Source organism: Acinetobacter sp. YH12252 (genome assembly GCF_013417365.1).
Taxonomy (GTDB): domain Bacteria; phylum Pseudomonadota; class Gammaproteobacteria; order Pseudomonadales; family Moraxellaceae; genus Acinetobacter; species Acinetobacter towneri.
In genome coordinates, this window is the sequence record NZ_VPEA01000010.1 from 51,689 (window position 1) to 78,263 (window position 26,575).

General features: G+C 36.7%; 20 protein-coding genes. 17 read left to right on the top strand and 3 right to left on the bottom strand.

Annotation, left to right across the window (positions count from 1 at the left end; all coding sequences use genetic code 11):
- The 9 genes from rfbB (at position 1) to FTV28_RS10620 (ending at position 8,770) form a co-directional block, all read left to right on the top strand.
- Positions 1–1,077, top strand: a complete 1,077-nt coding sequence (rfbB, locus tag FTV28_RS10580; RefSeq protein WP_179990400.1) for a dTDP-glucose 4,6-dehydratase — start codon at positions 1–3, stop codon at positions 1,075–1,077.
- A gap of 7 nt (positions 1,078–1,084) precedes the next feature.
- Positions 1,085–1,990 carry a dTDP-4-dehydrorhamnose reductase gene (gene rfbD / locus FTV28_RS10585; RefSeq protein ID WP_179990401.1) on the top strand — a complete coding sequence of 302 codons (906 nt, stop codon included), beginning with the start codon at positions 1,085–1,087 and terminating at the stop codon, positions 1,988–1,990.
- Between the two features lies 1 nt (position 1,991).
- Entirely contained in the window at positions 1,992–2,891 is a 900-nt protein-coding gene (gene rfbA / locus FTV28_RS10590) for a glucose-1-phosphate thymidylyltransferase RfbA (protein ID WP_179990402.1), read from the top strand.
- A gap of 70 nt (positions 2,892–2,961) precedes the next feature.
- Positions 2,962–3,528: a dTDP-4-dehydrorhamnose 3,5-epimerase gene (gene rfbC / locus FTV28_RS10595; RefSeq protein WP_179990403.1), complete on the top strand. Its 567-nt coding sequence runs from the start codon at positions 2,962–2,964 to the stop codon at positions 3,526–3,528.
- Between the two features lie 6 nt (positions 3,529–3,534).
- Positions 3,535–4,668: a glycosyltransferase family 4 protein gene (locus FTV28_RS10600; RefSeq protein ID WP_179990404.1), complete on the top strand. Its 1,134-nt coding sequence runs from the start codon at positions 3,535–3,537 to the stop codon at positions 4,666–4,668.
- Positions 4,658–5,821: a hypothetical protein gene (locus FTV28_RS10605; RefSeq protein WP_179990405.1), complete on the top strand. Its 1,164-nt coding sequence runs from the start codon at positions 4,658–4,660 to the stop codon at positions 5,819–5,821. The genes FTV28_RS10600 and FTV28_RS10605 overlap by 11 nt, the downstream gene beginning before the upstream one ends.
- Positions 5,822–5,848: 27 nt before the next feature.
- Positions 5,849–6,577: a glycosyltransferase family 32 protein gene (locus tag FTV28_RS10610; RefSeq protein WP_179990406.1), complete on the top strand. Its 729-nt coding sequence runs from the start codon at positions 5,849–5,851 to the stop codon at positions 6,575–6,577.
- The gene (locus FTV28_RS10615; protein WP_179990407.1) at positions 6,574–7,641 is read left to right on the top strand and encodes a glycosyltransferase family 1 protein; all 1,068 of its coding nucleotides are present in this window, start codon (positions 6,574–6,576) and stop codon (positions 7,639–7,641) included. The genes FTV28_RS10610 and FTV28_RS10615 overlap by 4 nt, the downstream gene beginning before the upstream one ends.
- Positions 7,631–8,770, top strand: coding sequence for a glycosyltransferase family 4 protein (locus FTV28_RS10620; RefSeq protein ID WP_218944938.1), 1,140 nt, complete (start codon positions 7,631–7,633; stop codon positions 8,768–8,770). Before FTV28_RS10615 ends, FTV28_RS10620 begins: the two co-directional genes overlap by 11 nt.
- A gap of 46 nt (positions 8,771–8,816) precedes the next feature.
- Here FTV28_RS10620 and FTV28_RS10625 read toward each other — a convergent pair whose 3' ends face one another.
- Positions 8,817–10,244, bottom strand: coding sequence for a mannose-1-phosphate guanylyltransferase/mannose-6-phosphate isomerase (locus tag FTV28_RS10625; protein WP_179990408.1), 1,428 nt, complete (start codon positions 10,242–10,244; stop codon positions 8,817–8,819).
- A 286-nt stretch (positions 10,245–10,530) separates the two neighbouring features.
- Here FTV28_RS10625 and FTV28_RS10630 point away from each other — a divergent pair, with 286 nt between their 5' ends.
- From FTV28_RS10630 to FTV28_RS10655, 6 genes are all read left to right on the top strand, one after another.
- Positions 10,531–11,895, top strand: coding sequence for an undecaprenyl-phosphate glucose phosphotransferase (locus FTV28_RS10630; RefSeq protein WP_179990409.1), 1,365 nt, complete (start codon positions 10,531–10,533; stop codon positions 11,893–11,895).
- Between the two features lie 101 nt (positions 11,896–11,996).
- On the top strand, positions 11,997–12,872 hold the full coding sequence (gene galU, locus FTV28_RS10635) for a UTP--glucose-1-phosphate uridylyltransferase GalU (RefSeq protein WP_179990410.1): 876 nt from the start codon (positions 11,997–11,999) through the stop codon (positions 12,870–12,872).
- Between the two features lie 18 nt (positions 12,873–12,890).
- Positions 12,891–14,144: a UDP-glucose/GDP-mannose dehydrogenase family protein gene (locus FTV28_RS10640; RefSeq protein WP_179990411.1), complete on the top strand. Its 1,254-nt coding sequence runs from the start codon at positions 12,891–12,893 to the stop codon at positions 14,142–14,144.
- A gap of 29 nt (positions 14,145–14,173) precedes the next feature.
- A complete protein-coding gene (pgi, locus tag FTV28_RS10645; protein WP_257222839.1) occupies positions 14,174–15,805 on the top strand; it encodes a glucose-6-phosphate isomerase in 1,632 nt (543 codons plus the stop codon).
- Position 15,806: 1 nt separating this feature from the next.
- Positions 15,807–16,829 (top strand): UDP-glucose 4-epimerase GalE, encoded by a 1,023-nt coding sequence (galE, locus tag FTV28_RS10650; protein ID WP_179990415.1) that lies wholly within the window; start codon positions 15,807–15,809, stop codon positions 16,827–16,829.
- Positions 16,830–17,022: 193 nt separating this feature from the next.
- Entirely contained in the window at positions 17,023–18,486 is a 1,464-nt protein-coding gene (locus FTV28_RS10655) for a capsule assembly Wzi family protein (protein ID WP_368856242.1), read from the top strand.
- Between the two features lie 104 nt (positions 18,487–18,590).
- On the opposite strand, the gene FTV28_RS10660 is transcribed toward FTV28_RS10655, so the two are convergent.
- Positions 18,591–19,961 carry a phosphomannomutase CpsG gene (locus FTV28_RS10660; protein WP_179990419.1) on the bottom strand — a complete coding sequence of 457 codons (1,371 nt, stop codon included), beginning with the start codon at positions 19,959–19,961 and terminating at the stop codon, positions 18,591–18,593.
- Positions 19,962–20,174: 213 nt separating this feature from the next.
- On the opposite strand from FTV28_RS10660, the gene FTV28_RS10665 reads away from it, so the two are divergent.
- Together FTV28_RS10665 and FTV28_RS10670 are read left to right on the top strand one after the other, a co-directional pair.
- Positions 20,175–21,413: a hypothetical protein gene (locus FTV28_RS10665; RefSeq protein ID WP_179990421.1), complete on the top strand. Its 1,239-nt coding sequence runs from the start codon at positions 20,175–20,177 to the stop codon at positions 21,411–21,413.
- 347 nt (positions 21,414–21,760) lie between these two features.
- Complete coding sequence (locus FTV28_RS10670) at positions 21,761–25,108, top strand: DEAD/DEAH box helicase (protein ID WP_179990423.1); 3,348 nt, start codon at positions 21,761–21,763, stop codon at positions 25,106–25,108.
- A gap of 17 nt (positions 25,109–25,125) precedes the next feature.
- Here the strand turns inward: FTV28_RS10670 and FTV28_RS10675 are convergent, their stop codons facing one another.
- Complete coding sequence (locus tag FTV28_RS10675; protein WP_154321187.1) at positions 25,126–26,415, bottom strand: type II toxin-antitoxin system HipA family toxin; 1,290 nt, start codon at positions 26,413–26,415, stop codon at positions 25,126–25,128.
- Between the last annotated feature and the right edge of the window lie 160 nt (positions 26,416–26,575).

A 26,575-nucleotide genomic window follows, 5' to 3' on the forward strand; every position in this document is an offset into this window, starting at 1 on the left:
ATGAAAATACTTGTTACTGGGGGAGCTGGTTTTATTGGATCAGCAGTAGTACGTCATATTGTTCAAAACACTCAAGATGTTGTTCTGAATGTTGATAAACTCACGTATGCTGGAAATTTAGAATCTCTAGCAAGTGTTCACGGTCACGAACGTTATACATTTTCACAAACTGATATTTGTGATCGTCAAACTTTTGATCGCCTTATTGCTGATTTTCAGCCAGATGCGATTATGCATTTAGCTGCAGAGTCACATGTAGATCGTTCCATTTCAGGCCCTGCAGCTTTTATTGAAACCAATATTATTGGTACGTACCAGTTGTTAGAGGCATCACGCCAATATTGGAATACTTTACCTGATAATAAAAAACAAGCTTTCCGCTTTCATCATATTTCTACAGATGAAGTGTATGGTGACTTAGAAGGGACAGATGATCTTTTCTTAGAAACAACACCTTATGCACCAAGTTCGCCGTATTCGGCAAGTAAAGCAAGTTCAGATCATTTAGTCCGTGCTTGGCATCGTACTTATGGTTTACCTGTGGTAGTGACCAATTGCTCGAATAACTATGGACCTTATCATTTCCCTGAAAAACTTATTCCTTTGATTATTCAAAATGCTTTGGCAGGAAAAGCCTTGCCTATCTATGGTAATGGTCATCAAATCCGTGACTGGCTTTTTGTTGAAGATCATGCACGTGCTTTATATAAAGTCATGACAGAAGCTGCAGTGGGCGAAACATATAATATTGGCGGTCATAACGAACAAAAGAATATTGATGTTGTAAAAGCCATTTGTGATTTGCTTGAAGATTTAGCACCAAATAAGCCTCAAGGTATTAAGCACTATCAAGATTTGATTACTTATGTAACAGATCGACCAGGGCATGATTTACGTTATGCGATAGATGCGAGTAAAATTCAAAAAGACTTGGGTTGGGTACCTCAAGAGAGTTTTGAGACAGGCCTAAGAAAAACGATTGAATGGTATTTAAGTAATCAAGAATGGGTTGAGCATATTCAGAGTGGTGAATATCAGAACTGGATTCAACAGCAATATCGAACTGAACAGGTCTGATTATTCAATGAAGATTTTACTTTTGGGTAAAAATGGTCAGGTTGGTTGGGAGCTTCAACGTGCATTACAGCCTCTGGGTGAAGTCACAGCCTTAGATCGCTCTAATAATGAAATTGGATTATGTGGTGATATTGCAAACTTTTCAGCGATTGAACACGTATTGAAGCAAATCCAACCTGATATTGTGGTTAATGCGACTGCATACACGGCAGTCGATAAAGCAGAATCTGAACAAGATGCTGCTGATTTAATTAATCATACCGCAGTGGCATATTTGGCTGAGCGATGTAAACAGCAGAATATACTGTTAATACATTACTCGACTGATTATGTATTTGATGGTATGGGGGTAAATGCTTGGACTGAAGATGAGGTCAAACAGCCTATAAACTATTATGGCCGTAGTAAGCGTGATGGTGAAATTGCGCTTGAAAATAGCCAAGTGCGTTTTATTAATTTCCGTACCTGCTGGGTCTACGGTACACATGGGCATAATTTTATTAAGACTATGCTTAAATTGGCAAAAACCAAAGATGAATTGAGCATTATTCAGGATCAAGTGGGTGTGCCTACAGGTGCAGCTTTAATTGCTGATATTACAGCTCAGGTTCTACGTTATTACAGTTTGCAATCTTCTGAGCAGCAAGCAATCTTACATGGGCATTATCATTTGGCACCTGCGGGCGAAACAACATGGTATGACTATGCTCAGTTTATTTTCGCACAAGCTCGTCAAAGTGGCATAAATTTAGCTATTCAAAGGGTAACTCCAATTGCTACATCTGCATACCCAACTCCAGCACGACGCCCATTAAATTCGCGTTTAAATACACAGAAATTAAAACATACATTTAAGTTGCATTTACCAGAGTGGAAGCAAGGCGTAACTCAGGTCATTCAAGAGATTTTATAACATGACAAACTCAATAAATCGTAAAGGCATTATTTTAGCAGGTGGCTCTGGTACACGTTTATACCCAATTACAATGGGAACATCTAAACAATTGCTACCAATTTATGACAAGCCAATGATTTACTACCCGCTTTCTGTTTTGATGCTAGCGGGTATTAAAGAAATTCTGATTATATCGACACCAGAAGATTTACCAAATTTTGAAAAACTATTGGGTACGGGTGAGGAACTTGGTATTCAACTGTCTTATAAAGTTCAGCCTTCACCAGATGGTTTGGCGCAAGCATTTATTTTGGGTGAAGAGTTTATTGGCGAAGATAATGTTTGTCTGATTTTAGGGGACAATATTTTCTATGGTCAACACTTTAGCGATCAGTTAAAACGTGCGACAGATCAGTCAAATGGTGCAACTGTATTTGGCTATTATGTCAATGATCCTGAGCGTTTTGGGGTGGTTGATTTTGATACTGAAGGTAAAGCTTTAAGTATTGAAGAAAAACCTGAGCAGCCTAAATCTAACTATGCGGTAACAGGTCTCTATTTTTACGATAACACTGTGGTTGAAATTGCGAAAAATATCAAGCCCTCACACCGTGGTGAGCTCGAAATTACAGATGTCAATAATGTATACCTACAGCAAAATAGTCTTAATGTGGAAGTACTTGGCCGTGGTTTTGCATGGTTAGATACAGGTACACATGACTCACTATTGGAAGCAAGCCAGTTTGTACAGACCATTGAGCATCGTCAGGGCTTGAAGGTGGCGAGTCTGGAAGAGATTTCATTTAATAATGGCTGGATTAATGCAGATCAGCTTAAAGCACGTGGCGAGTTTTTCAAAAAAACAGGCTATGGGCAGTATTTGCTTAAGTTATATAAAGACCAGTCACATAAAGCTTAATCCCTAAATTGGCAGAAGTGATTTATAATGAAATAAATCACTTCTTGCCGACCATCAATCAGGTAAAAATATGAATATTATTGAAACTAAAATCAAAGATTTACTTATCTTTGAACCGCGTGTGTTTGGAGATGACCGTGGTTGGTTCATGGAAAGTTTTAATCAACAGGCATTTGAAAAAGCATTGGCTGACCGCGGTTTAGAGATTCCTCAATTTGTTCAAGACAATCATTCTTTTTCTAAAAAAGGTGTACTACGCGGTTTGCATTATCAGTTAAATCCACATGCGCAAGGTAAGTTGGTTCGTGTGGTCCAAGGCCGTGCATGGGATGTTGCCGTAGATATACGTAAAGACTCTGAAACTTTTGGGCAATGGGTTGGTGTTGAATTGAGTGGTGAAAACCATAAGCAGTTTTGGATTCCTGCTGGTTTTGCCCATGGTTTTATTGCTTTAGAGGAAAATACACAGTTTTTATATAAAACAACTGATTACTATTCTAAAGAGTGTGAGCGTAGTATTGTTTGGAATGATCCAGAAATTACAATTGAATGGCCAATTGAAGTAAATGTAGAAATAATGTTAACTGATAAAGACCGTTTTGCTTTAAAAATTAAAGATGCTGAAATTTTTGTATAAAATATTATGAAAGTATTAATTGTAAATACCTTATACCATCCACATAAAATAGGTGGGGCAGAAGTATCAGTACAGCTTTTAGCTGAAGGTCTTGTAAAAGCAGGGCATGAGGTTCGAGTCGTTTCTTTACATGATCAAAATGTAAAGAAAATAGATAGAGTAAATGGAGTAGAAGTTTCTTATTTACCACTGTTTAATAAGTATTGGCCATATTCTGATTATGTACCGACTAAATTGGAAAAGTTAGTTTGGCATCTTTTGGATACATATAATATTGTAATGTCCAAAAGGATAGAAAGTGAACTTTTAGAATTCAAACCAGATGTTGTACATACAAATAATATAGCCGGTTTTTCAGTTGCTGTATGGTCGATAGTTAATAAACATAAAATACCATTGGTACACACATCAAGAGATTATTATTTACATCATCCTAATTCTACTTTATTCAAAAAAGGAAAAATACAATCTACAAATGATATTGAAGTCAAACTTTGGTCCTTTATAAAAAGGAAAGCTTCCAAAAAAGTAACTTCATATGTTGGAATAAGTAAATTTATTTTAGATTTTCATTTAAATGAAGGATTCTTCAATAATAAAAATGCAGATTTTATTTATAATCCTATAGAAAAAGTTTTTGTAAATAAAGAAAAACCTACTAAATGTGTAGGTTTTATTGGTAGGTTAAGTGAAGACAAGGGGTTTGATGTATTTTGTGATATTGCAAAAAAAAATCGAACTGAAAATATTAAATTTATTGCAGCTGGAAAATTTCCAAATGGTTCCGAAGGGGATCAATTAAAAAAAATTGCAGATGAGGCAAATGTGGAATTATTGGGATTTATAAACTTTAAAAGTTTTATAAGCCAAGTAGATTCTGTAGTTTTACCTATTAAATGGAACGAACCCTTTGGTAGGGTTGTTGTTGAATCCGCATTAGCAGGCGTCAATGTTTATACTAATAAAATAGGTGGTGTTGCTGAATTATTTGATTTTTTTGATAATATTTATGAAATTAAAGAATTTTCTTCGAATGTAAAGCAGGTTGTGAAAAAAAATATAACAATGGATTTTAATATCAAAAAAAATGTTGAGCTATATGTTCTGATTTATGAAAAGGTATTGAAGGATGAAACTTAAATTAGATCGTTTTAATCTAGGTGTAATGTTTCTAATGGTTGTTTATACTTCTTTGTCGGTTTTTGTAATTTCTATTAGCCCATTACTAAGATATATTTTCCCATTTTTGATGGTAATTTTAATTCCTTTAAATATTTTACACTATTCAAAAAACAAAAGAAATTGGTTTTTGTTCTACTTTATAATTTTAATCTATATGATTATTTCTTTAATGGATCAAAAAATAATTTCTTCACTATTAGGTGTATATGTTTTTATAACTATTTTTTTCTCAGCTTCAATAAAATACGAAATATTATTAAAATTTTTATCTGCTAAGTTTTTTTGGGTATTAATTTTTTTATGTAATTATATAGGTCTATTTTATGTAGATAGCTTTGGTTCAATATTTCAGGGGGTCGAGTATGAAACATTTGGCTCAACAAAAAACATTTCTAAAGATTGGACTGCATCTGGAGTTAATAGAAATCCTGGTTTTACAGAAAGCTCAATAACAGTGGCTGCATTATTACTTATAAGTGGCACACTTTTCTTGGGTGAATTTATTAAAAAAATAAATTTATTAAATATAATAATTTTTATAATTATATTTGGTTTGATGCTACATGGATTATTTTTGAGTACTACAAAAACAATGATAGCAACAGCAATAATTGTGCTATTGATATTTTTTATTAAAAATAAATTTAAATTTATAGTATTGCAAATATTAACATTTTTTTATCTTCCGATTTCATATTATTATCTTTTTTTTGGCGAGAAAGATTATTTAGGTAATAACACACTATTTATAAGATTTTATGAAACGTGGCCAGATAGTTTTAAACTATTGAATAGCCTATTAGATAAGACATTTGGATCTGGTTTTGGATCTATCGGATCTCCTTTGATGCTAAAGGGATCATCAGCTTATCCTGCTGATAATTTCTTGGTCTATTTATATATTAATTTTGGAGTAGTGAGTCTAATTTTCGCAGTTTATTTTTTACTAAATATATTGAAAATAAAAAAAATATACTGGAATGATAACTTTTTACTTATATATGTTATTTTATTAATGGGGTGTCTGACATATAATATTGTGGAATTGCCTATTTACTCTATTTTTTTAGGTGCTATTTTATTATCTTTCTTCAAGAAATATAATAATTAGATTAATTCAAATTGGATGGTATTGTAAATGATTGAGAAAAAAATACATATTTTTTGGTTCGGTAAATCTAAGAAAACTGAATTCATAAAAATATTGAATACAAATTTAAAAAAATTAGAGTCTTATGGTTACCAGATTTTTGAATGGAATGAAGATAATTATGATGTTTATAAAAATTCTTATACTTCATATTGTTATGAAAACAAAAAATGGGCCCATTTGTCTGATTATGCTAGGTTAGATATTTTATATCAGTATGGTGGAATATATCTTGATCAAGATGTCGAAGTATTAAAAAAATTTGATGAACTACTTTCATATAATATTTTTATGGGCTATATGTTTGATTGTAATTTAGGCACAGCTGTTATTGGTGCTAATAAAAGGAATATACATATAAAAAAAATTATGGAAATTTATGAAAATAAAGAGATTTCTACTTCCTCACCAAATAATGATTTATTTACTAAATATTTTATTAATAATGTTGATGGTTTTAAATTAAATGGAAAAGAGTTTAGAATAGATGAAATTTTAATTTTACCTAAATATTATTTTGAACAACCATCATTTAATAGAAAATATAACTTCACTATTCATCATTTTGATAATAGTTGGAGAAACAAATCTAAGTTAAAAATATTTTTACAGAAATCTTTTAGAAAATTTGTAGGGCTATACTTATATAGAAAATTGATGTGTTACAAAGCTCTAAGAATATCACCATTTTATAAGGAGTGGAAAAAAAATCAATGATTTATATTAATGCAAGGTTTTTAACACAGCCTCTAACAGGTGTACAAAGGTTTTCTATAGAGTTATGTAAAGAGTTAAATTTTTTACGCAATGATTTAGTGTTCTTAGTACCTTCTATTTCATCAGTCTTAGACCAATCTTTACTTTTAAGATTCAATATTTTAGAAGTATTAGGTGGATCAGGTCATTTTTGGGAGCAATATACTCTTCCCAAATATTTAAATAAAAAAGGGAAACCATTATTACTTAATTTGGGTAATACGGCTCCTGTATTTTATAAAAATAAAATTTTTACACACCATGATATTACTTATACTAGATATCCTCAAAGCTATACATTTACATTTAGAAATATATATAAAATAATGACAGCTTTAAATTATAGCAACAGTCTATCTTTTATCACCGTTAGTGAGTTTTCTAAAAAAGATATCTCTGATTTTTATAATGTTGATTTGGACAATATCCATGTTTTATATAATGGTGTTAGTTCTGAATTTAAATTAAATAATTCAGTGGATTGTGCTATACACATTCCATTTGCTTTAGCTGTGTCTTCTCCAAATTATCATAAAAACTTTTCCTCATTAATCGATGCATTTAATAAAATTGATAATCCAATTGCGCTTAAAATTATTGGTTCATCATCGAGTGTTTTTAAAAATTCTAAAATTCATCAGACTAACTCTAAAATAAATTTTCTTGGTAGAGTATCGGATAATGAGTTAATTGAGCTGTATCAAAATGCTGAATTTTTTGTATTTCCATCACTATATGAAGGGTTTGGCATACCACCATTAGAGGCACAGGCATGTGGTTGTCCTGTTATTTCTTCAAATGCAGCATCACTGCCTGAAGTTTTAGGTGATAGTGCATATTATTTTGATCCTAAAGATATAAACTCTATACGAAATGCAATCTTAGACGTGGTTAATGACCCAGTGCTAAGAGAATCTTTAAGAGATCGTGGACTCATTAATGTTCAGCGTTTTTCTTGGCACAAATCTGCACTAAAACTCAACTTAATATTAAGCAAAGTACAAGAGAAATTAGATGATAATTGAACAACCATCGATTGCATGTGTAACAGATTGGCTTGTTACTTATGCAGGTGCTGAAAAAGTAATTAGTGAAATGTTGAAAGTTTTTCCTCAAAGTGATCTATTTTCCGTCATTGATTTTTTAAATGATGATGCTAGAGCGAGGATGTTAAACAAAAAAGCTAATACTACATTTATTCAGAATTTCCCATTTGTTAAAAATAAGTATCGTAATTATTTACCATTCATGCCTCTCGCAATCGAACAGCTAGATGTTTCGAATTATGACATTGTACTATCAAGTAGTCATGCTGTTGCCAAAGGTGTATTAACAGGGCCTGATCAAATGCATATTAGTTATGTGCATTCCCCTATTCGTTATGCTTGGGATTTACAGCACCAGTATTTAAGAGAGTTAGGCTTAGATAAAGGAATTAAAGCAGTTATAGTGCGCTGGTTACTTCATAAAATTCGAATGTGGGATTACCGAACTGCTAATGGTGTGGATCATTTTATAGCAAATTCACAGTTTATTGCGAGACGAATAAAAAAAGTTTATGGCCGTAATGCAGATGTTATCTATCCACCTGTAGAGACTGATCGATTTATTATAGGGGAATCAAAAGAGGAATTTTATTTCACTGCCTCAAGAATGGTTCCATATAAGAAGATTGATTTGATTGTCGAAGCTTTTTCACAGATGCCAAATAAAAAGTTGGTTGTAATTGGTGATGGGCCAGACATGGAAAAAATTAAGTCCAAAGCTAAGAGTAATGTTGAAATTCTAGGTTATCAGTCAAATGAAGTCATGCAGGATTGTATGCGTAGAGCTAAAGCTTTTGTTTTTGCTGCGGAGGAGGATTTTGGGATTACACCTGTTGAAGCACAAGCATGTGGAACACCAGTAATAGCTTTTGGTAAAGGTGGTGCCTTGGAAACTGTAAATTCTGATTTACTCAATAAGCCATCAGGATTATTTTTTGGTCATCAGGATGTACAAAGTATTGTAAAAGCAGTTCATCAATTTGAATCGCATGTTGATTTATATCTTCCTGAAAATTGTCGAGAAAATGCTATCAAATTTTCAGATGCTAGATTTAGAGAAGAGTTTAATCAATATGTAGCTGATAAGTGGGAAACAAGAAGTTTTTAAATAGAAAGCAAAGGGCCATTTACGATAATGGCCCTTTAGTTATTATCTATACACGTCCATACAAATCTTCAAAACGCACAATATCATCTTCACCCAAATATGAACCTGACTGAACTTCAATCAGTTCTAGTGGTACTTTTCCGGGGTTTTCAAGCGCATGTGTTTCTCCGAGCGGAATATATACGGATTCATTCTCAGTGAGTAAGAAAGTTTCTTTGCCTTTGTGGATGCGAGCTGTTCCACTGACTACAATCCAATGCTCTGCACGGTGATGATGCATTTGTAAAGAAAGCTTTTGCCCTGGATTCACTGTAATGCATTTCACTTGGTGGCGTTGTCCATTATCAATGGAATCATAGCAACCCCAAGGGCGATATACTTTACGGTGAGTATCCACCTCGGTACGTTCATTTGATTTTAATTTTTCTACAATCTTTTTAATGTCTTGGACTTTGTTTTTATTTGCAACTAAAACAGCATCAGGTGTTTCAATTACAACAACATCATCCAATCCAAGGACGCTAACTAAGCGACTGTCAGCGTGAATTAAAGAATTGGATGTGTTTACAGCGATGGTATCGCCACGGCAAACATTGCCATTTTGATCTTTGTTGCTGACTTCCCATACGCTTTTCCAAGCACCTACATCACTCCAGTTGGCTTTAAGAGGCACAACAACAACCTGATCAGATTTTTCCATTACGGCATAATCAATAGAGTCATCAGGTGATTTTTTAAAACTTTCTTGATCTAATCGTACAAAATCTAAATCATTTTTACTGAGTTTGAAGGACTCTTTGGCTTGATTTGCAATAGCTGAATTAAATTTCTGCAACTCCTGTAAGTAGACAGACGCTTTAAACATAAACATGCCGCTATTCCAAAGGTACGAGCCTTGGTCTAAATATTGTTGGGCAGTTTGAGCATCTGGTTTTTCTACAAATTGCTCAACTTTGCATGCTTTTATTGCTTGGTCTGTATAAATTGAGTCTGATGCTTTAATATAACCATAGCCGACTTCTGGTGAAGTAGGAACAATCCCAAATGTAACCAGTAGACCAGATTCAGCGGCTTCTAAGCCCACTTTAACAGCATCATTAAAAGCTTCTTGTTGCTGTATAATATGGTCTGCAGCAAGAATGAGCAAAACAGGATCATCTCCATAAGAGAGGGCAAGTTCTGCGGCGGCAGCAATAGCAGGTGCTGTATTTCTAGCAACGGGTTCAAGTAAAATTTTTGCGTTGAGTTTCTGTTGTCTTAGTTGTTCGGCAACAATAAAGCGATGATTTTCGTTGGTGACAATAATAGGGTTTTGAAAATTATCTATGGCATGATTTAATTGTGTAATTCTTTCTAAAGTAAGCTGAAATAATGTTTTTTCTTCAGTAATGGGTAAAAATTGTTTAGGATAGTTAGATCTTGAAAGTGGCCAAAGTCTCGTGCCAGAACCACCAGATAGAATCACAGGAATCATATTATGGGTCTCACATAATTTTATTATTGCTTATCCTACAGGAATATATATCTAAATCCAAATTTTTGCTCGATATTCAATAATATAGTCAAAGATAATGGAAGTAATTTTAGAGTTTAATTGTCAAAAAATGATTGCGTGTTTATAATGGTAAAGAAAATATTAATTATTTTATTGATTTTTCAAGACTTTGGATGGACTTTCTAAATAAATCAAGAATCTATGTAATGGGTTTCATTGATAAGAATGGCTGTTTATATAATAAATTAAGCGATATGGGAAAAAAATGGCTTCTCGATTAAATGCCTCTTACGTATCAATTTTACAAAGATTTTGTGATGTGGTTGCCATTTATTGGGCTTTGTATGCTGTTTTTAATTTAAACTCATTAGTGATCAGCCACCAGACTATGCTTATATTTTTAAGTATGGTCAGTTTTTTTCAATTGATTGGTGGATTGACCGATTTTTACCGCTCTTGGCGTGGTGTAAGTTTATTTAATGAATTGGTTGCTTGCTTAAAAAATATCTTCTTTAGTGCTTGTTTGCTTCTTCCATTTTGTCTTTTTTATTCTGATATTAGTTTAAAGGTTCTGATTCAATATTTTTGTGCAGTCTTAGTATTTATGGCAGTGTTGCGAATTTTTGTTCGTTTAATATATGCCATTTCTTTTAAAATATTCAAAAAATCTCGAAATGTAATTGTTATTGGTGATTCTGTTAAAGCGCATAAGCTTTTTACTGATTTGAAAAAATCAGAGTGGATTGGATTTAATCCGCTGGGTATTTATTCATTTAATGAAAAAGCAGACCAATATGATTTCAATGGTAATGTAAATGATGCAATTGGCATTATTCATTCAGAAGATATTAATCAAGTCTATATTGTGACAAGTCAGGAAAATATTCATCAAGTAGATAACCTATTAAAAATGCTTTCGGATACAACATGTTCAACAGTTATTGTCCCTGAGTTATTTAGTTATGATTTTTTATATTCTCGAGTAGAAGATATTAATGGGACTCCAATTATTCCAATTATCGATACACGTATTAAAGGCATTAATATTTTTTTGAAGCGTATAGAAGATATTTGTGTCGCTTCGGCTATTTTAATGCTGATTTCACCACTCCTTCTTTGCATTGCTATCGCTATTAAGCTGAATTCTAAAGGGCCTGTGTTTTTTAAACAAATCCGCTATGGCTTAAATGGCAAGCCTATTCTAGTCTATAAATTTAGAAGCATGTCTGTAATGGAAAATGGCGCAGACGTTAAGCAAGCTGTAAAGAACGATCCACGTGTGACCAAAGTTGGTAGTTTTCTGCGTAAAACTTCTTTAGATGAGTTGCCACAATTTATTAATGTTATTTTAGGTAATATGTCTGTTGTAGGGCCTCGTCCACATGCTGCTGCACATAATGAAGAGTATCGGAAGTTGATTACTGGCTATATGCTGCGCCATAAGGTTAAGCCTGGCATTACAGGATTGGCTCAGATCCGCGGTTGGCGGGGTGAAACAGATACTTTGGATAAAATGCAAAAACGTGTGGACTGTGATTTGGAATATATCCGCACATGGAGCCTGTTGTTGGATTTAAAAATTATATTTTTAACTATTTTTAAAGGTTTTATTAATAAAGCTGCATATTGATGCCAACTAAAACCCGAAAGCTAATGTTTTATGGATTTATTAAAATCTAGCTTAGACTTTAATAAATATGATGGTAAATTTAAACTTAGAAGTGTGATGTAATGATTAAAAAAGCAATTCTTCCTGTAGCTGGTTTGGGTACACGTTTTCTTCCTGCAAGTAAATCCATTCCTAAAGAAATGGTCACTGTCGTTGACCGTCCGGCCATTGAATATGTGGTCAAAGAAGCAGTTGCTGCAGGGATTGAACAGATTATTCTTGTTACCCACACTTCAAAAGCCTCGATTGAAAATTACTTTGACCGTAATTTTGAGCTGGAAACCACTCTAGCACATAAAAAGAAATTTGATTTACTCAAAGAAATCACTGAAATTTTACCACCACACGTGAGTGTGATCAGCGTACGTCAACCACAGCCACTTGGTTTAGGTCATGCAGTTTTATGTGCTAAATCTGTCGTGGGGAATGATGATTTTGCTGTGCTATTGCCAGATGTTTTAGTCAAAGATCCATCAGACCAAAACGATCTGAGTTTGATGATTCAACGTTTTGATGAAACCAATGCATCACAAATTATGGTGGAAGCTGTACCTGATCATTTGGTGGATCAATATGGCATTGTAGATGTTGCTTCTACACCTGCAGAAGGGCATAGCATCGTCATGCAAGGCATTGTGGAAAAACCGGCAGTTGGAACTGCACCATCCAATTTATCCGTAGTCGGCCGTTATATCTTACCTGCCAAGATTATGCAGTTATTGGAAAACACACCCAAAGGTGCAGGTAATGAAATTCAGTTGACGGATGCTATTGCTATGCTGCAAGCGACAGATACGGTTGAAGCCTATCGTATGAAAGGACAAACTTTTGATTGCGGCAGTAAAATTGGCTATTTGAAAGCGGTTTTACATTATGGTGTAGACCATCCCAAGTTAGGTGATGAGTTTAAAGCACTGATTAAAGAGTTAGAGTTATAAAAAAAAGAGGGATGAGCCATGAAAATCGCAATGTTTGGTACAACGCTGTATGCGGGTGTTATCTCATCATTACTTGCAGAGAGTGGACATCAGGTCTTTATTTGTAATGATTTACAAGATCATACAGCGCTATTCAATCTTAGAGATCAAGATGTTGTTCGTGCTTTAGAAAAACAACATCAAAGTGGTTTTCTAAGTTATTGTAATTTTGCGGCTCTTCCCTTGGATATTGATGCGTATTTTTTTAGTTTCAATCCAACTCAAGAGGCTGAGGCACTTGATGTTGTACAGAAATTAAAAATGCGCACGATTATTCATCCTAAATTGATGATTAATGCCTCTACTTTTGGTCTTAATGGTACTGAAAAATTAAAAGCCGTATTAACAAAAGATCATTGGGTTTATTTCCCGGATATTATTCAGGAAGGTCAAGCTTTTAAAAGTGTGACGAGTGCCTCTAAAGTGATTATTGGCTGTGCTGACCAACAAGCACAGGGTGACTTAGAGGAAATGTTGCGACCTTTATTCCCACGCCAGCAACAATATTTATTTATGCCTGTTTTAGATGCTGAATTTACCAAACTCAGTATTTCAGGCATGTTGGCGACTCGTATCAGTTATATGAATGATTTGGCAGATGTTGCTGAAAAGTTGGGTATTGATATTGCCCATGTTCGAGATGGAATGGCAGCAGACAGTCGGATAGGTGAATCGTATTTATATTCAGGTGCAGGTTTTGGTGGTGAAAACTTTTCACATGATATTTTGACTCTATCGCATACCATCAGTAATACTGGAACAAAAAGTCAGCTATTGGGACAGGTTTGGGATATTAATGAGCAGCAAAAGGAGTTTCTTTTCCGTAAGCTGTGGAATTATTATCATGGAAATTTAGCTGGAAAAACGATTGCGATTTGGGGGGCTGCTTTTAAGCAACATACCTCAAGTACCAGTTTCTCACCTATTCATCCGATGCTTGCCGCACTGTGGGCGCAAGGTGTGACTGTTCGTTTGCATGATCCACAAGCCTTAGAAGAAATACACACAATTTATGGTGAACGTGATAATTTAATTTTATGTGAAGATCAGTATGACGCGGTGAATCAGGCACACGGTTTATGCGTTCTAACTGCATGGAAGCAATATTGGTCACTTGATTATACGCAATTAAAACTTAAATTAGCCCATCCTTTGATTTTGGATGGACGTAATATTTATCAACCTGATTATGTTAAAAGTCAGGGTTTTGCATATATGGGAGTAGGAAGATAATGATAAATTTAACTATTTTTCCTAAAAAAATGCTAGCAACAACACTTGAACATTTACAACACTTAAGTAAAACCATTGGCCAGAAGCACTTAAATACTTTTTTTGCCGAAGATGACCAAAGATTTAAGCATTTTTCTGTTCAATATGATGAAATCACTTTTGATTTTAGTAAGCATCGTGTTGATGAGTCCGTAATAAGCGCATTGATTGACTTTGCACAAGTTCGTGATCTCTCTACATGGACTAAACGTTTATTTTCAGAAGAAGAAATTAACTATACAGAACAGCGTGCAGCTATGCATTGGGCGCTTCGTTTACCGAAACATGATGAGCAGCACCCTAAATTAGCTGGGAAAGTACATGAGCAATTAGAGCGAATGTATGCATTGGTTGAGAAAATTCATGCTGGTCAGTACCGTGGTGCAACGGGTGAAGTTATACAAGATGTGGTTAATATTGGTGTGGGTGGGTCTGATCTAGGGCCATTGATGGTGAGTCATGCCCTGTCTGATTTTAAAGTCAACACATTCAAACCACTAAAAGTGCACTTCGTATCTACCATGGATGGTAGTCAGCTTTCAGATTTACTGCATCAGTTACGTCCAGAAACGACATTATTTATTATTTCATCTAAGTCTTTTGGAACAATTGATACACTCTATAATGCACAAACTGCACGTCAATGGCTTGAAAAGCAATTGGGCCAATCAGAAGCGGTGGATCAGCATCATTTTATTGGGGTATCGACTAAGCCTGAAAAAATGACAGAATGGGGTATAGCACACCAAAATCAGTTTTTGCTCTGGGACTGGGTTGGTGGGCGTTACTCTTTATGGTCATGTATTGGGTTGCCGATAGCATTAAATATTGGTGTACAAGGCTTTAAACGTTTACTTGCAGGTGCTCATGCAATTGATGAGCATTTTCAAAATGCTCCTTTGCGCCAAAATATTCCTGTTCTTATGGCTGTTTTGGGAATATGGAATCATAACTTCCTAGAAATTCAGACTCAGGCTATTTTGCCTTATGATGGTCGTTTAAAGTATTTTTCGGCATATCTACAACAGCTTGAGATGGAGTCGAATGGGAAGTCGATTCAGCGTAATGGTCAGAAAGTTGAGTTGGATACTTGCCCTATTGTTTGGGGTGAAGTGGGTCCAAATGCACAACATGCTTTTTATCAGTTGTTACACCAAGGTGCACATAAAGTAAGCTGTGAGTTTATTGCACCAGTGAATCGTTATGCCGCTAACCAATTTACCTATGTAAAAAATGCCAATGCATTGATTAATCAACACCATTTAGCGTTATCAAATTGTTTGGCTCAGTCTCGACTATTGGCCTTTGGTAATCAGGCACTTGATGCTGAAGAGGTGGCGGGTCTAGAGAATTATCAAAAATATGAAGGTAATCAGCCTAGTACAACCATTTTGCTCAAAGAGCTTAATCCTTATACCTTAGGTATGTTGGTTGCGTTGTATGAACATAAAGTATTTGTGCAATCTGTACTTTGGAATATCAATGCTTTTGACCAATGGGGTGTTGAAAAAGGTAAACAAATTGCGAATCAAGTACTTCCAATTTTGACTGGTACAGAAAAAGATTATGTTGATTTTGATAGCTCTACCCGTGGTCTATTAGATATTTTACTTGGAAAATAAAATGGCAAAAATATTAGTCACCGGTGGGGCTGGTTATATTGGTTCACATACTTGTTTGGAATTATTGAATGCTCAACATGAAGTTGTTGTATTGGATAATTTATCAAACAGCTCTGAAGTGTCATTATCGAGAGTTCAAGCTTTAGCAAATAAAAGTTTAACTTTTATCCAAGGTGATATTCGCGATGCGCAGATCTTAGATCAGATCTTTGCACAGCATAAGATTGATGCGGTCATCCATTTTGCAGGTTTAAAAGCCGTGGGTGAAAGTCAGAAAGAGCCGCTAAAATATTTTGAAAATAATATTTCGGGTTCGATTAGTTTGGTCAAAGCCATGGAACGTGCACAAGTGTTTAAGCTGGTGTTTAGTTCATCTGCGACGGTTTATGATGAAGCCAATGTATCGCCATTAAATGAAGACATGCCTACAGGTATGCCAAGCAATAACTATGGCTATACCAAACTGATTGTTGAGCAGTTGTTGGAAAAACTCTCGGCTACAGATGAGCGTTGGTCGATTGCATTGCTGCGTTATTTTAACCCGGTGGGCGCACATCAGAGTGGTCAGATAGGTGAAGACCCACAAGGGATTCCGAATAACTTAATGCCTTATGTCACTCAAGTGGCAGTTGGTCGCCGTGAAAAATTAGCAATCTTTGGCAATGATTATGACACGCTAGATGGTACGGGTGTACGTGATTATATCCATGTGGTCGATTTGGCCAATGCACATTTATGTGCCTTAAATAATCGTTTAAATGCACAAGGATGCCGCGCTTGGAATATCGGCACAGGCAATGGGATTTCGGTTAAACAAATTCGAGATACCTTTGAGAAGGTGAATGGTGTTGAGATTCCATTTGAATATGTACCGCGCCGCGAGGGAGATGTAGCAACGTCATTTGCCGATAATGCCCGTGCAGTCGCAGAATTGGGTTGGCAGCCACAATATGGCTTGGCTGATATGTTGGCGGACAGTTGGAATTGGCAAAAGCAGAATCCAAATGGGTTTCATAAGAGTTAAATCTCAGCTTTGAGATTCATCTAAGAATATATGGCTAATGCGATAGAGCTTTAGTCATGCAAAACACTGAATATCATGCCCGTTTGAATTTAAAATCAAATTGTGTATGGATTGTGCAAACAATCATGTATTTATTCCCTTATTTTAAAAAACATCGCTATGATGTTTTTTAAAAAATGAACTTAGATGAAGAATATTTATGAGATATCGAAGTATTAGATTTTTGTCACTTGCGGTTTTATCTGCACTTTCTTTGCCAGCAATTGCACAAGGAATTGTTTTAAATAATGAAGACTTACGAACTGATTTAAATTGGTTAAATCAACAAGGTGTGATTCAAATTAGCACGTCTACATGGCCTTTAAGTGGTGATGAAATACAACGTGCTTTATCTAATGCAAAGATTGATAATCAAGTTCAGCAGCAAGTCTTGGATTCCGTGCAAGCTGCTTTAAGTGCGGAAAATACAACAGCCAAAGCCAGTTTATATGCTGAATCTGATCCCCAAAATGTACCGCAACATTTTGCAGATGAACAAAAATCACAATATCAAGCGGCTGTTGAGTTCAATGCTGGTGGGGCGCAATGGGATGCAAGACTGCGTATTAATGCTGAAAAAGACCCTATTATTGATAATGGGCATGATGTGAATGTTGAAGGGTCATATTTAGCTGGAAAGTTGTGGAATCAATGGTTGATTGCAGGACAAATTCCAACCTATTGGGGACCTGGGCATGATGGTAGTCTAATCCGAGGGGATGCAAGTCGTCCAGTATACGGTTTTACAATGCAACGCGCTGAGCAAAAGGCATTTGAAACGAAATGGCTGTCTTGGATTGGCCCTTGGCAGTATCAAGTTTTTGCTGGCCGATTAGATGATTATGAGGCCGTGCCAAATACAAATCTCTTGGGAATGCGTTTAACAGCTCAACCTTTACCTTATCTTGAATTGGGTGCATCACGTACATTCCAAATAGATGGTCAAGGTCAACCTGATAGTTTCAAAGCCTATTGGAATGCTTTTATTGGTAAAGATAACGAATGTGATGATAGTGGGTGTACTGGAGAGGGGAATGCCTCAAACCAAATTGCAGGCCTAGATGCGCGTTTAAATCTACAACAATGGTTTAAAGTTCCATTGAGTTTGTATGGGCAGTTTGTCGGTGAAGATGAATCAGGTTTACTGCCATCTCGGAAAATGTATTTGGCAGGACTCGATTATTCCTCACAAGTGAAGAATATGCCGTTCCAGCTTTATACTGAATGGTCAGATACACGTACCAATGGTGATGTTTGGGGTTATTCATATAATCATCATAATTATACAGATGGTTACTACCAACATGGATTCCCTTTAGCTCACGCTATGGGCGGTGATGGTCAGATGTATAGTTTAGGTGGGGATATTCGTTTCGATAAAATGAATCGTTTAAATGGTCGCATCTTGTTGGCAAAAGTGAATCAGTCAGGACTTGAAATCAATCATGCTTTTCCACAAAAAGATGAAATCAAAGCTCTGGATTTAACGTGGACACATTATCTTCGTCCGAATACGCCGTTGAAATTAAGTGGTTGGGTCAGTGACTCTGACGTGTATAGTGGAGATAGCGGCGTGTCTTTAGGGATTGAAATTCCATTGGATCGCTCATTATTTTAATAAGCTGTCCGTTTTTAGAGAACCCATCGGGAATTCAGCTAAAAATAAAAACCATTCAACCTATATGATAAGTTGAATGGTTTTTTATTAGCATGCAGAACAATTTAACCTTGAATCAACTGCGTTAATTCATCCACATAGTCCTGCATTGGGCGTGGATTGTGGTCACGACGGCTTTCAATATTTAAGCGCAATAAAGGTTCGGTATTTGACGCACGTACATTCAAACGCCATGCCCCAAAGTCAAGACTCACGCCATCGGTTTGATCAATCGTTGGGTTTTGGCTGGCATAATGTTTAAAGATTTTTTGGATGGTGGCTTGAGTATCGGCCACTTTAAAGTTAATTTCGCCCGAACATGGAAACTTGGCAATCATTTCTTCGACCAGACTCGATAGCGATTGTCCTGTTTCAGACAATACCGAAACCGCCAATAACCATGGAATCATACCGCTGTCACAATATGCGAAATCACGGAAATAGTGGTGTGCACTCATTTCACCGCCGTAAACAGCATTGTGTTCACGCATTACATCTTTAATAAAAGCATGCCCAGATTTAGATTGAATCGCTTCACCCTGATATTGCGCGACCACATCAAAGGTATTCCAGACCAAACGCGGGTCATGCACGATTTTTTCGCCTGCTTGTTTGAGTAAAAATGCCTGTGCCAATAAGCCGACAATATAATAGCCTTCAATAAACTGGCCCTTTTCATCGAACAAGAAACAGCGGTCAAAGTCACCATCCCACGCAATGCCCATGTCTGCTTGATGCTCTAATACGGCATTGCGGGTGCCATCACGGTTTTCCACTAAAATTGGGTTTGGGATGCCATTGGGGAAAGTACCATCGGCATCATTGTGAATTTTGACCAATTCAACAGGAATATTCAGGGCTTTGAATTTTTGCTCAATTGCATCGACTACATGTCCTGCAGCGCCATTGCCTGCATTCATGACCAGTTTCATTGGGCGAATTTTGCTAGGCTCGATATAAGTCATTAAATGGTCAATAAATTCAGGCAAAATATTGTAGCTTTGAGTGCTGCCTTTGTGCTCAACTGTGGTAAATTCGCCTGATTCTGCCAAAGCCTGAATGTCTTTTAGGCCGGTATCGGCACTAATCGGACGTGCATTTTCACGTACCAGTTTCATGCCGTTGTAGTCCATGGGGTTATGACTGGCGGTTACTTCAATGCCCCCTTGCACATCTAAATGAAAAGCCGCGAAATAAACTTCTTCTGTGCCTGTCATGCCCAAATCTAATACATTGACCCCTGCATCATTTAAACCACGAATAGTGGCTTGCTTTAAGCCTTCGCTGCTGAGACGAATATCGCAGCCAATTACAACGGTTTTGGGTTGGTAAATTTGTCCGTAAGCACGACCAATTTTATAGGCAATCTCTTCATTGAGTTCTGTGCCCAATTTTCCGCGAATGTCATAGGCTTTAAAACAGGTGAGTTCGCTCATGTATTGTCCTGAATATTTGGAAAAATCGTATTGCTGCCTATGATAATCGAATTGTGTGTAATGTGCTGTATAGAATGGAAGATCAATTGCTTGAAAATGTTTCTGGTCAAAGACTATAGATTAGAAAAGATGTTGTGATGGCAAGGGTGTTTTTTCTTGAGTAAGAAGTTGGTTAAAATACGGCTCAGACTTATGTGTTCGATATGATTGAAGATGAAATTACAGAAAAGTACTTTAGAGCCAGAGCAGAAACTTTCTGCGCCACAGAAAAAATTTCAGAAATTATGTCAAAAAATTGAGCAAGAACAGCTACGTTTGAATGAATGGCAGACCGCACAAGCCGATATTCAGGCACGTGCCAGCCGTGAAATTTTACCGACTTATGCGCAATTGCGTGAAGTTATATTTCAGCAAATTCAGCAATTGCTTCAGCAAAAACAGCAAAAAATGACGGCAGCCCAGCAAACTAAGCTGGATCAAAAAATTGAGCAACTCAGTTTACAACTTTTGGATTCGCAGCAGATGTCTACCGAACAAGTTCAGTTTTTAACAGAATTGCTGAACAGTTATGGGCATCATATTGAATTGCTAGACACAGATGATGTGGATTTAAGATCTGAAGCTAAAACAGCAACAGAGTCAGAAGACGAAAATGTTGAACAATGTGAACAAAATAGTTTTGAACATGATGAGTCTGAACAAGAGCGCTTGGCACAGCTCAAGCTAGAAAGTTTGAAGCATTTTCTTTGTGAAGAATATGACCTAGATCTAGATTTTTTTGATTTTCAGCATGATCCATTAGATTTAGATGACTTTATAAAAAAATTTGAACAAAAAATGCAAGAACAAGAGGAGCTGGATTTTTTAAGTCAGTTGAGTAGTGCGCAAAAAGCTTTTGCCGAACAGCAAATTGCCCGTGAAAAAGCCAAAGCAGCAAAAAAACAGCAACAGCGTGAAGAAGCCAAGAAACTAGCAAATCAGTCCATTAAAGCGATTTACTTAAAAATTACAGCGTGGATTCACCCAGATCGTGAGCAAGATGAGCAGAAAAAACAAGAAAAAACCGTATTGATGCAGCAAGCCAATCAGGCTTATGAAGCCAATGATTTATTGACATTGTTAAATTTGCAAATTCAGTTGGGTCAGCAGCATAATTTGTCTTTCGCCAATCAACAATTAAAAGCGTATAACCTGCTTTTAGAAGAACAGTTAGAAACTTTGCAAATGCAAGTAGATGACATTATTTACTCTTTTAATTGGAGTCAGTTTTTATATTCTAACCGTAAAATTAAAGTGCGGGATTTGTATCGAAAATATGAGCAAGACTATCGACATGTTCAACAAAAATTAGCTCGAGCGCAAGAGATACTGGAAAAATATCAAGACCTTAAACAATTAAAGCAATTGATGCGCAGTCAATATGTGTGGGAAATGCATGCTGTGATGATGTAGACATATTGAGGTTTGGGTCTGGAATAAGGTGAAGCTTGGGCTTGCAATAGCGATATTAGCAGTGATGACAAAGATTCATTGATTAGCAAGTCTTTGTAATATATTTTGACGTGTAGCAGTGCTGAATAGATTGACAGAATTAGGTAAACTAAATTCCTAAGTTTTCACTTAAATTTGAATGGCTTAGAGAGGTTTGGCTTTGAATGTTTATGCAAAAAGTAGTCTTTATTTACAATATTCCTTTTGAGTGAATCCAAGTTATGCTCAGGTTGGGCCGTTCGGCTACTATTCTGAATTGACACCTTTGTCCGTTATAATTGTATAAACATTTTTAGTGTCTGGTAATTATGTCCTCATTGATCAATTTTCTATCTCGCTTTAGTACTGCAACTATTCAGCGCAGCCTTAGCTATGCTAAACACATTGATAGGGAAACGATTGAGTTCTTTGAGGAAAAAGACGGGGTTACGATGTATGCCCAAATTGAAGGAACAGATTATTACGATACCGCAATTACCTATAATCCCCAAAAAGACCGTTTAATCGATGACGACTGCACTTGTCCGGTTGGATATAACTGTAAACATGCTGCTGCTTTAGCGCGGTTATTCTTTCAGGAATATCGCCAGGAATTTCAGCAGCGTTATGCTGACTCTCAATCCCCGCAGGGAATCACAAAACGCCTACGGGGGGATGATCAGGCACAGCGCTGGTTGAATGATTTTAAACGGTATTTACAACAGACTGAACCAGAGCAATCTGTCAAAACAAACAATTATTTAATTTACCTGTTAGATCAGTCTGTCAGCTTAAAGAAATTGACAGTTGATGTTCAGAAGGCCAGACGCAATAAAAACGGCTCAATTGCGGGGGAAAGTTATTATACCCAATATGAAAATATCACCAGAAAGCATCTGACTTTACCTGAACAAAAACGACAATTATTTAACCAGATTTATTATTATGCCAAAATAAACAGTGACGAACGTTTTTATCAAAGCAATCTTGATATCTCCGGAATTTTATTGGAGCATTTCAAATCTTTTATTCAAAGTGGCGATGTGTATTGGCAAAAAAAGAGCCATACTGCACTTCAATGGTCAGAACAAGGCTATCACATCGAACTGATCTGGCAACAAGGTGTAAACAAACAGACAGAGCATTTAAATATTGAATTGGTCAATGGTGATATTCGACTCGATTTAAAATCAAATCCACATATCCAAATTCTCGCTAGCCAGCCACCGTGTTATGTGGATATTCAACAGAACACGGTGGGCCAGTTATATGGTGAATATACGGCAAATCTTCTGTACCATTTTTTACAGATGCCTGATCTTCCATCTATGCTCTTGCCAGAGTTTGAGAAACTGACTCATCAATATTCAGACGTGAAAAATCTGCCTCAGCCCGAGTCTATTCAGCATATTGATGTCCTTGAGGGTAGTCCCCAGCCAATTTTACGCTTCGGTGTTTTAGATAAATTTGATTGGAAATGGGAAGAGTCTGTTTGTGCTGAAATTGAATTCTCCTATGCAGGCGGGCGAATTAAAGCAGGTACATCAGGTGACAGTTTCATTGGTGAGCAGCATGACAAAATGGTGCGACAGCTTCGGGACTTAGTTCAGGAACAACAGTCAATCCAGCGTTTACAGCTATTGGTCGAATCACTGAAGTGGGTGAAAGATCTTAGTTATGACCAGCAATTAAAACTGGATAAACAACGTCTCGATTCTATGGTTTTTGCTTTCTATGGAGACTGGATCAAACAGCTGATGCCCATCAATCAAATTGAGTTGATGGGCTGGCAGATAGAGCATCTGGAAAACAGCCCCTTTAACCTGCAATATGTTGAAAATTTAAATATTTCTATCACTGAATCTGAAGGCCAGCAGGACTGGTTCAATATCGGGGCGACGGTTCAAGACAGTGCAGGCAATTCTTATAATTTACTTGATGCGCTCGTAGCTTTGGTGCGAGTAAATCCTGATTTACTTGATCCGCGGACTTTTATTCATCTGCATGACAGTCAAATTTTCACCGTGAAAACTGCAGTTGATCAACCTGATTTGGCGCTATCCGCTAGGGATATTAAGCCGGTATTATTGCATCTGCAGAGCATTTTACAGCAAGAAGAGCGCAGTATTGATCGCTATGATGCGAGTCAATTATTAGAATTGCAGCATAATCTTGGGATGACATGGCAGGTCAGTGATCGCCTGCAGAAATTTGTACATAAATTCAAACAAGGCTATCAGCAACAACTGCCAACACCACAAGGTTTTCAGGGGGAGTTGCGTCCATACCAGCAGCAGGGCTTAGGCTGGTTACAGTTTTTAAGGGAAACCCAGCATGGCGGGATTCTGGCAGATGATATGGGCTTGGGGAAAACAGCACAAACTTTAGCCCATTTACTCATGGAAAAGCAGGCTGGATATTTGCAGGATAGTCCCGCCTTAATTGTTGCACCCACATCGCTGATGCATAACTGGTTCAAAGAAGCGGAGAAATTTACCCCAGAGCTCAAGGTATTGCTGCTACAGGGGCCCGATCGCCATCAGTATTTTGAGCAGATTCCGCACTATGATATTGTGTTAACCACCTATCCGCTTCTGGCGAGAGATGAAGAGCAACTAAAGCAATATGAATATCATCAACTCATTTTGGATGAGGCGCAGAATATCAAAAATCCGCGCGCCAAAGCTGCACAGGTAGTACGGCAATTAACAGCGCGACATCGTCTATGTCTAACCGGTACACCTATGGAAAATCATTTGGGTGAGCTGTGGGCACTATTTTATTTCCTGATGCCAGGATTTTTATATTCACAAGAAATTTTTAATAAAAAGTACCGTCATCCGATTGAAAAGCGCGGTGATGAGCAGTTAAGACAAAAGTTGGTCAACCGGATTAAGCCCTTCATTTTACGTCGCTTGAAAACTGACGTAGCCAAAGAGTTGCCAGAAAAAACCACGATTGAAGTCAATATTGATATGAATGACCAGCAATCCAAGTTATATGAGGCTGTTCGTGCCACGATGCAGGCAAGCATTCAGAAAATTGTGGCAGAAAAAGGCTTTAAACGTAGTCAAATTCAAATTTTAGATGCCTTACTGAAGCTACGTCAGGTGTGCTGCCATCCTAGCTTACTAAAGCTGGATTCAGTGAAAATTGGGCAGGCGCATTCTGCCAAACTTGAACAGTTGATGGATATGGTCGTTCCAATGGTGGAAGAGGGGCGAAAAATTCTTATCTTCTCTCAGTTTACCTCAATGTTGGAACTGATTGAACAACAGTTCCATCACGCAGAAATTGGCTATGTGAAGCTGACTGGAAAGACCAAAAAGCGAGATGAAGTCATTACAGCGTTTCAGTCTGGACAAGTGCCGGTATTTTTAATCAGTCTGAAAGCAGGAGGGGTCGGTTTGAATCTAACTGCCGCAGATACGGTCATTCACTATGATCCATGGTGGAACCCTGCTGCTGAAGATCAAGCTTCAGATCGTGCATGGCGGATTGGACAGGACAAGCCAGTATTTGTGTATAAGCTGATTACTAATAAAAGCATAGAAGAAAAAATTCTTGCCTTACAGCAAAATAAAGCAGAACTGGCACACTCTATTCTAAGTACCGATCATGAGGGCGAAGCGAAACTGACGGAAAATGACGTGATGAACTTGTTTGAGAAATTTTAGTTTGGTTTCAGATTACCCTAATCATCTGTAAGTATCTGAAAGTCTGGATGCAATTTTTTCCAATGTTCTCTTAATTTTTCTTTATGAGCAGGAATCATAGGTAAGTCTAGTAATAGCACTGGCCATACTGACCGTGCTTTGTCCATGATCGCGTGAAGTTGTTTTTCAATAACACGCCATGGAACACCGACTTTTTCAGCCCATTCTTCAAAGTGTTTCATCTCAGCTAAATACCAATCTTTATTTTTGGCAAGATTTAAGGCGAAATGACGCTTATTTTCAATATATACACTTGTCATCAATATATCGTATGCAGGGGATAATCTTGGCGTTGTTTTATCGTGATAAATCATACTCCAGTTCTTTAAGTGTGCATCTCCATTGGCGAGTAAAATATTGACGAGTAAACGGCTGGCAAATTGCTGAATATCAAAAATTTTGTTATCTGAATAGTGATAAATGATCTTACCGATCTGCTCATAATTTGTGGTGCTGTATTTCTGGTGTGGATATGAACCAAAGATCTGAGCAAAATCTTCAATATGAATAAGCTCTGTAGTATTAGCAGTACTCTGCCTATCGAATCTCTTAATTGCAAAAGCATATTGCTCTTGGGGTAGATTTAATGGTGGAAGGTCTTGTAAGAGTGCCATATCTACCAAACGAATCTCTGGGATATCTATTCCGACCATTTTGGCAAGGATCATCATAGAGTATTCATTCAGCGGAACAAAAGCATGTCTGGTAGAAGGAGTTTTGACAATCCAATCACCGAGTAGGCTGGATTCCGTTGCCTGTGCTAATGTAAAACGCCCATCTTTGGCTTTCATGGAAAACTTCATTTGGACGCCAGCCAAGGAAAACTTATTATTTGTCCGAATCTCTTGTTTTAATATCTGATCTGGATTCGAGATCTGAAGCTTAAATTTTATTCCATCTGGGATTTCTTCTGGATCTACTGGGGTTGCAATCAGTGCCCCAGGTAAGTCATGACCTAAAGCTGCCAATAACTGAAATTCATTGTCTATATGTATTTTGAGGCTTTGTGCTATGAGTTCGCGTAATGCACCTTCTGGTAGCAGATTTGATAGCAAGGGGTGTAAGCGCTGATGTGTAACATAGGTCTTTTCTAAAATCTTATCCGCTTGAAGATATAAAGGGGAAGTAAGCAAGCTCAAGGTCGGACGTTGCTGATCCAAGTGAAAAGAATCTGTGAAAACCAGAATATTTTTTCCGCTCTGAAATCCTGCCAAGTATCCAACGACAACGTGATGTAATGTTAATTTCAGGACTGCAACAGTATTCATGGTTCCTGTTCCTTAAAATGTATTCAAACATAGTCAAGGACTAATTCGCACTCTGTTAATGTCTTGTTGCCAAGCGTGTAACTAGAGCCTGAGTCGGTCAGTTCCGACTTGTAGCGGTCAGTCCGTTCTTGCAATATACGCTTTACAGTTTTGTAAGGCG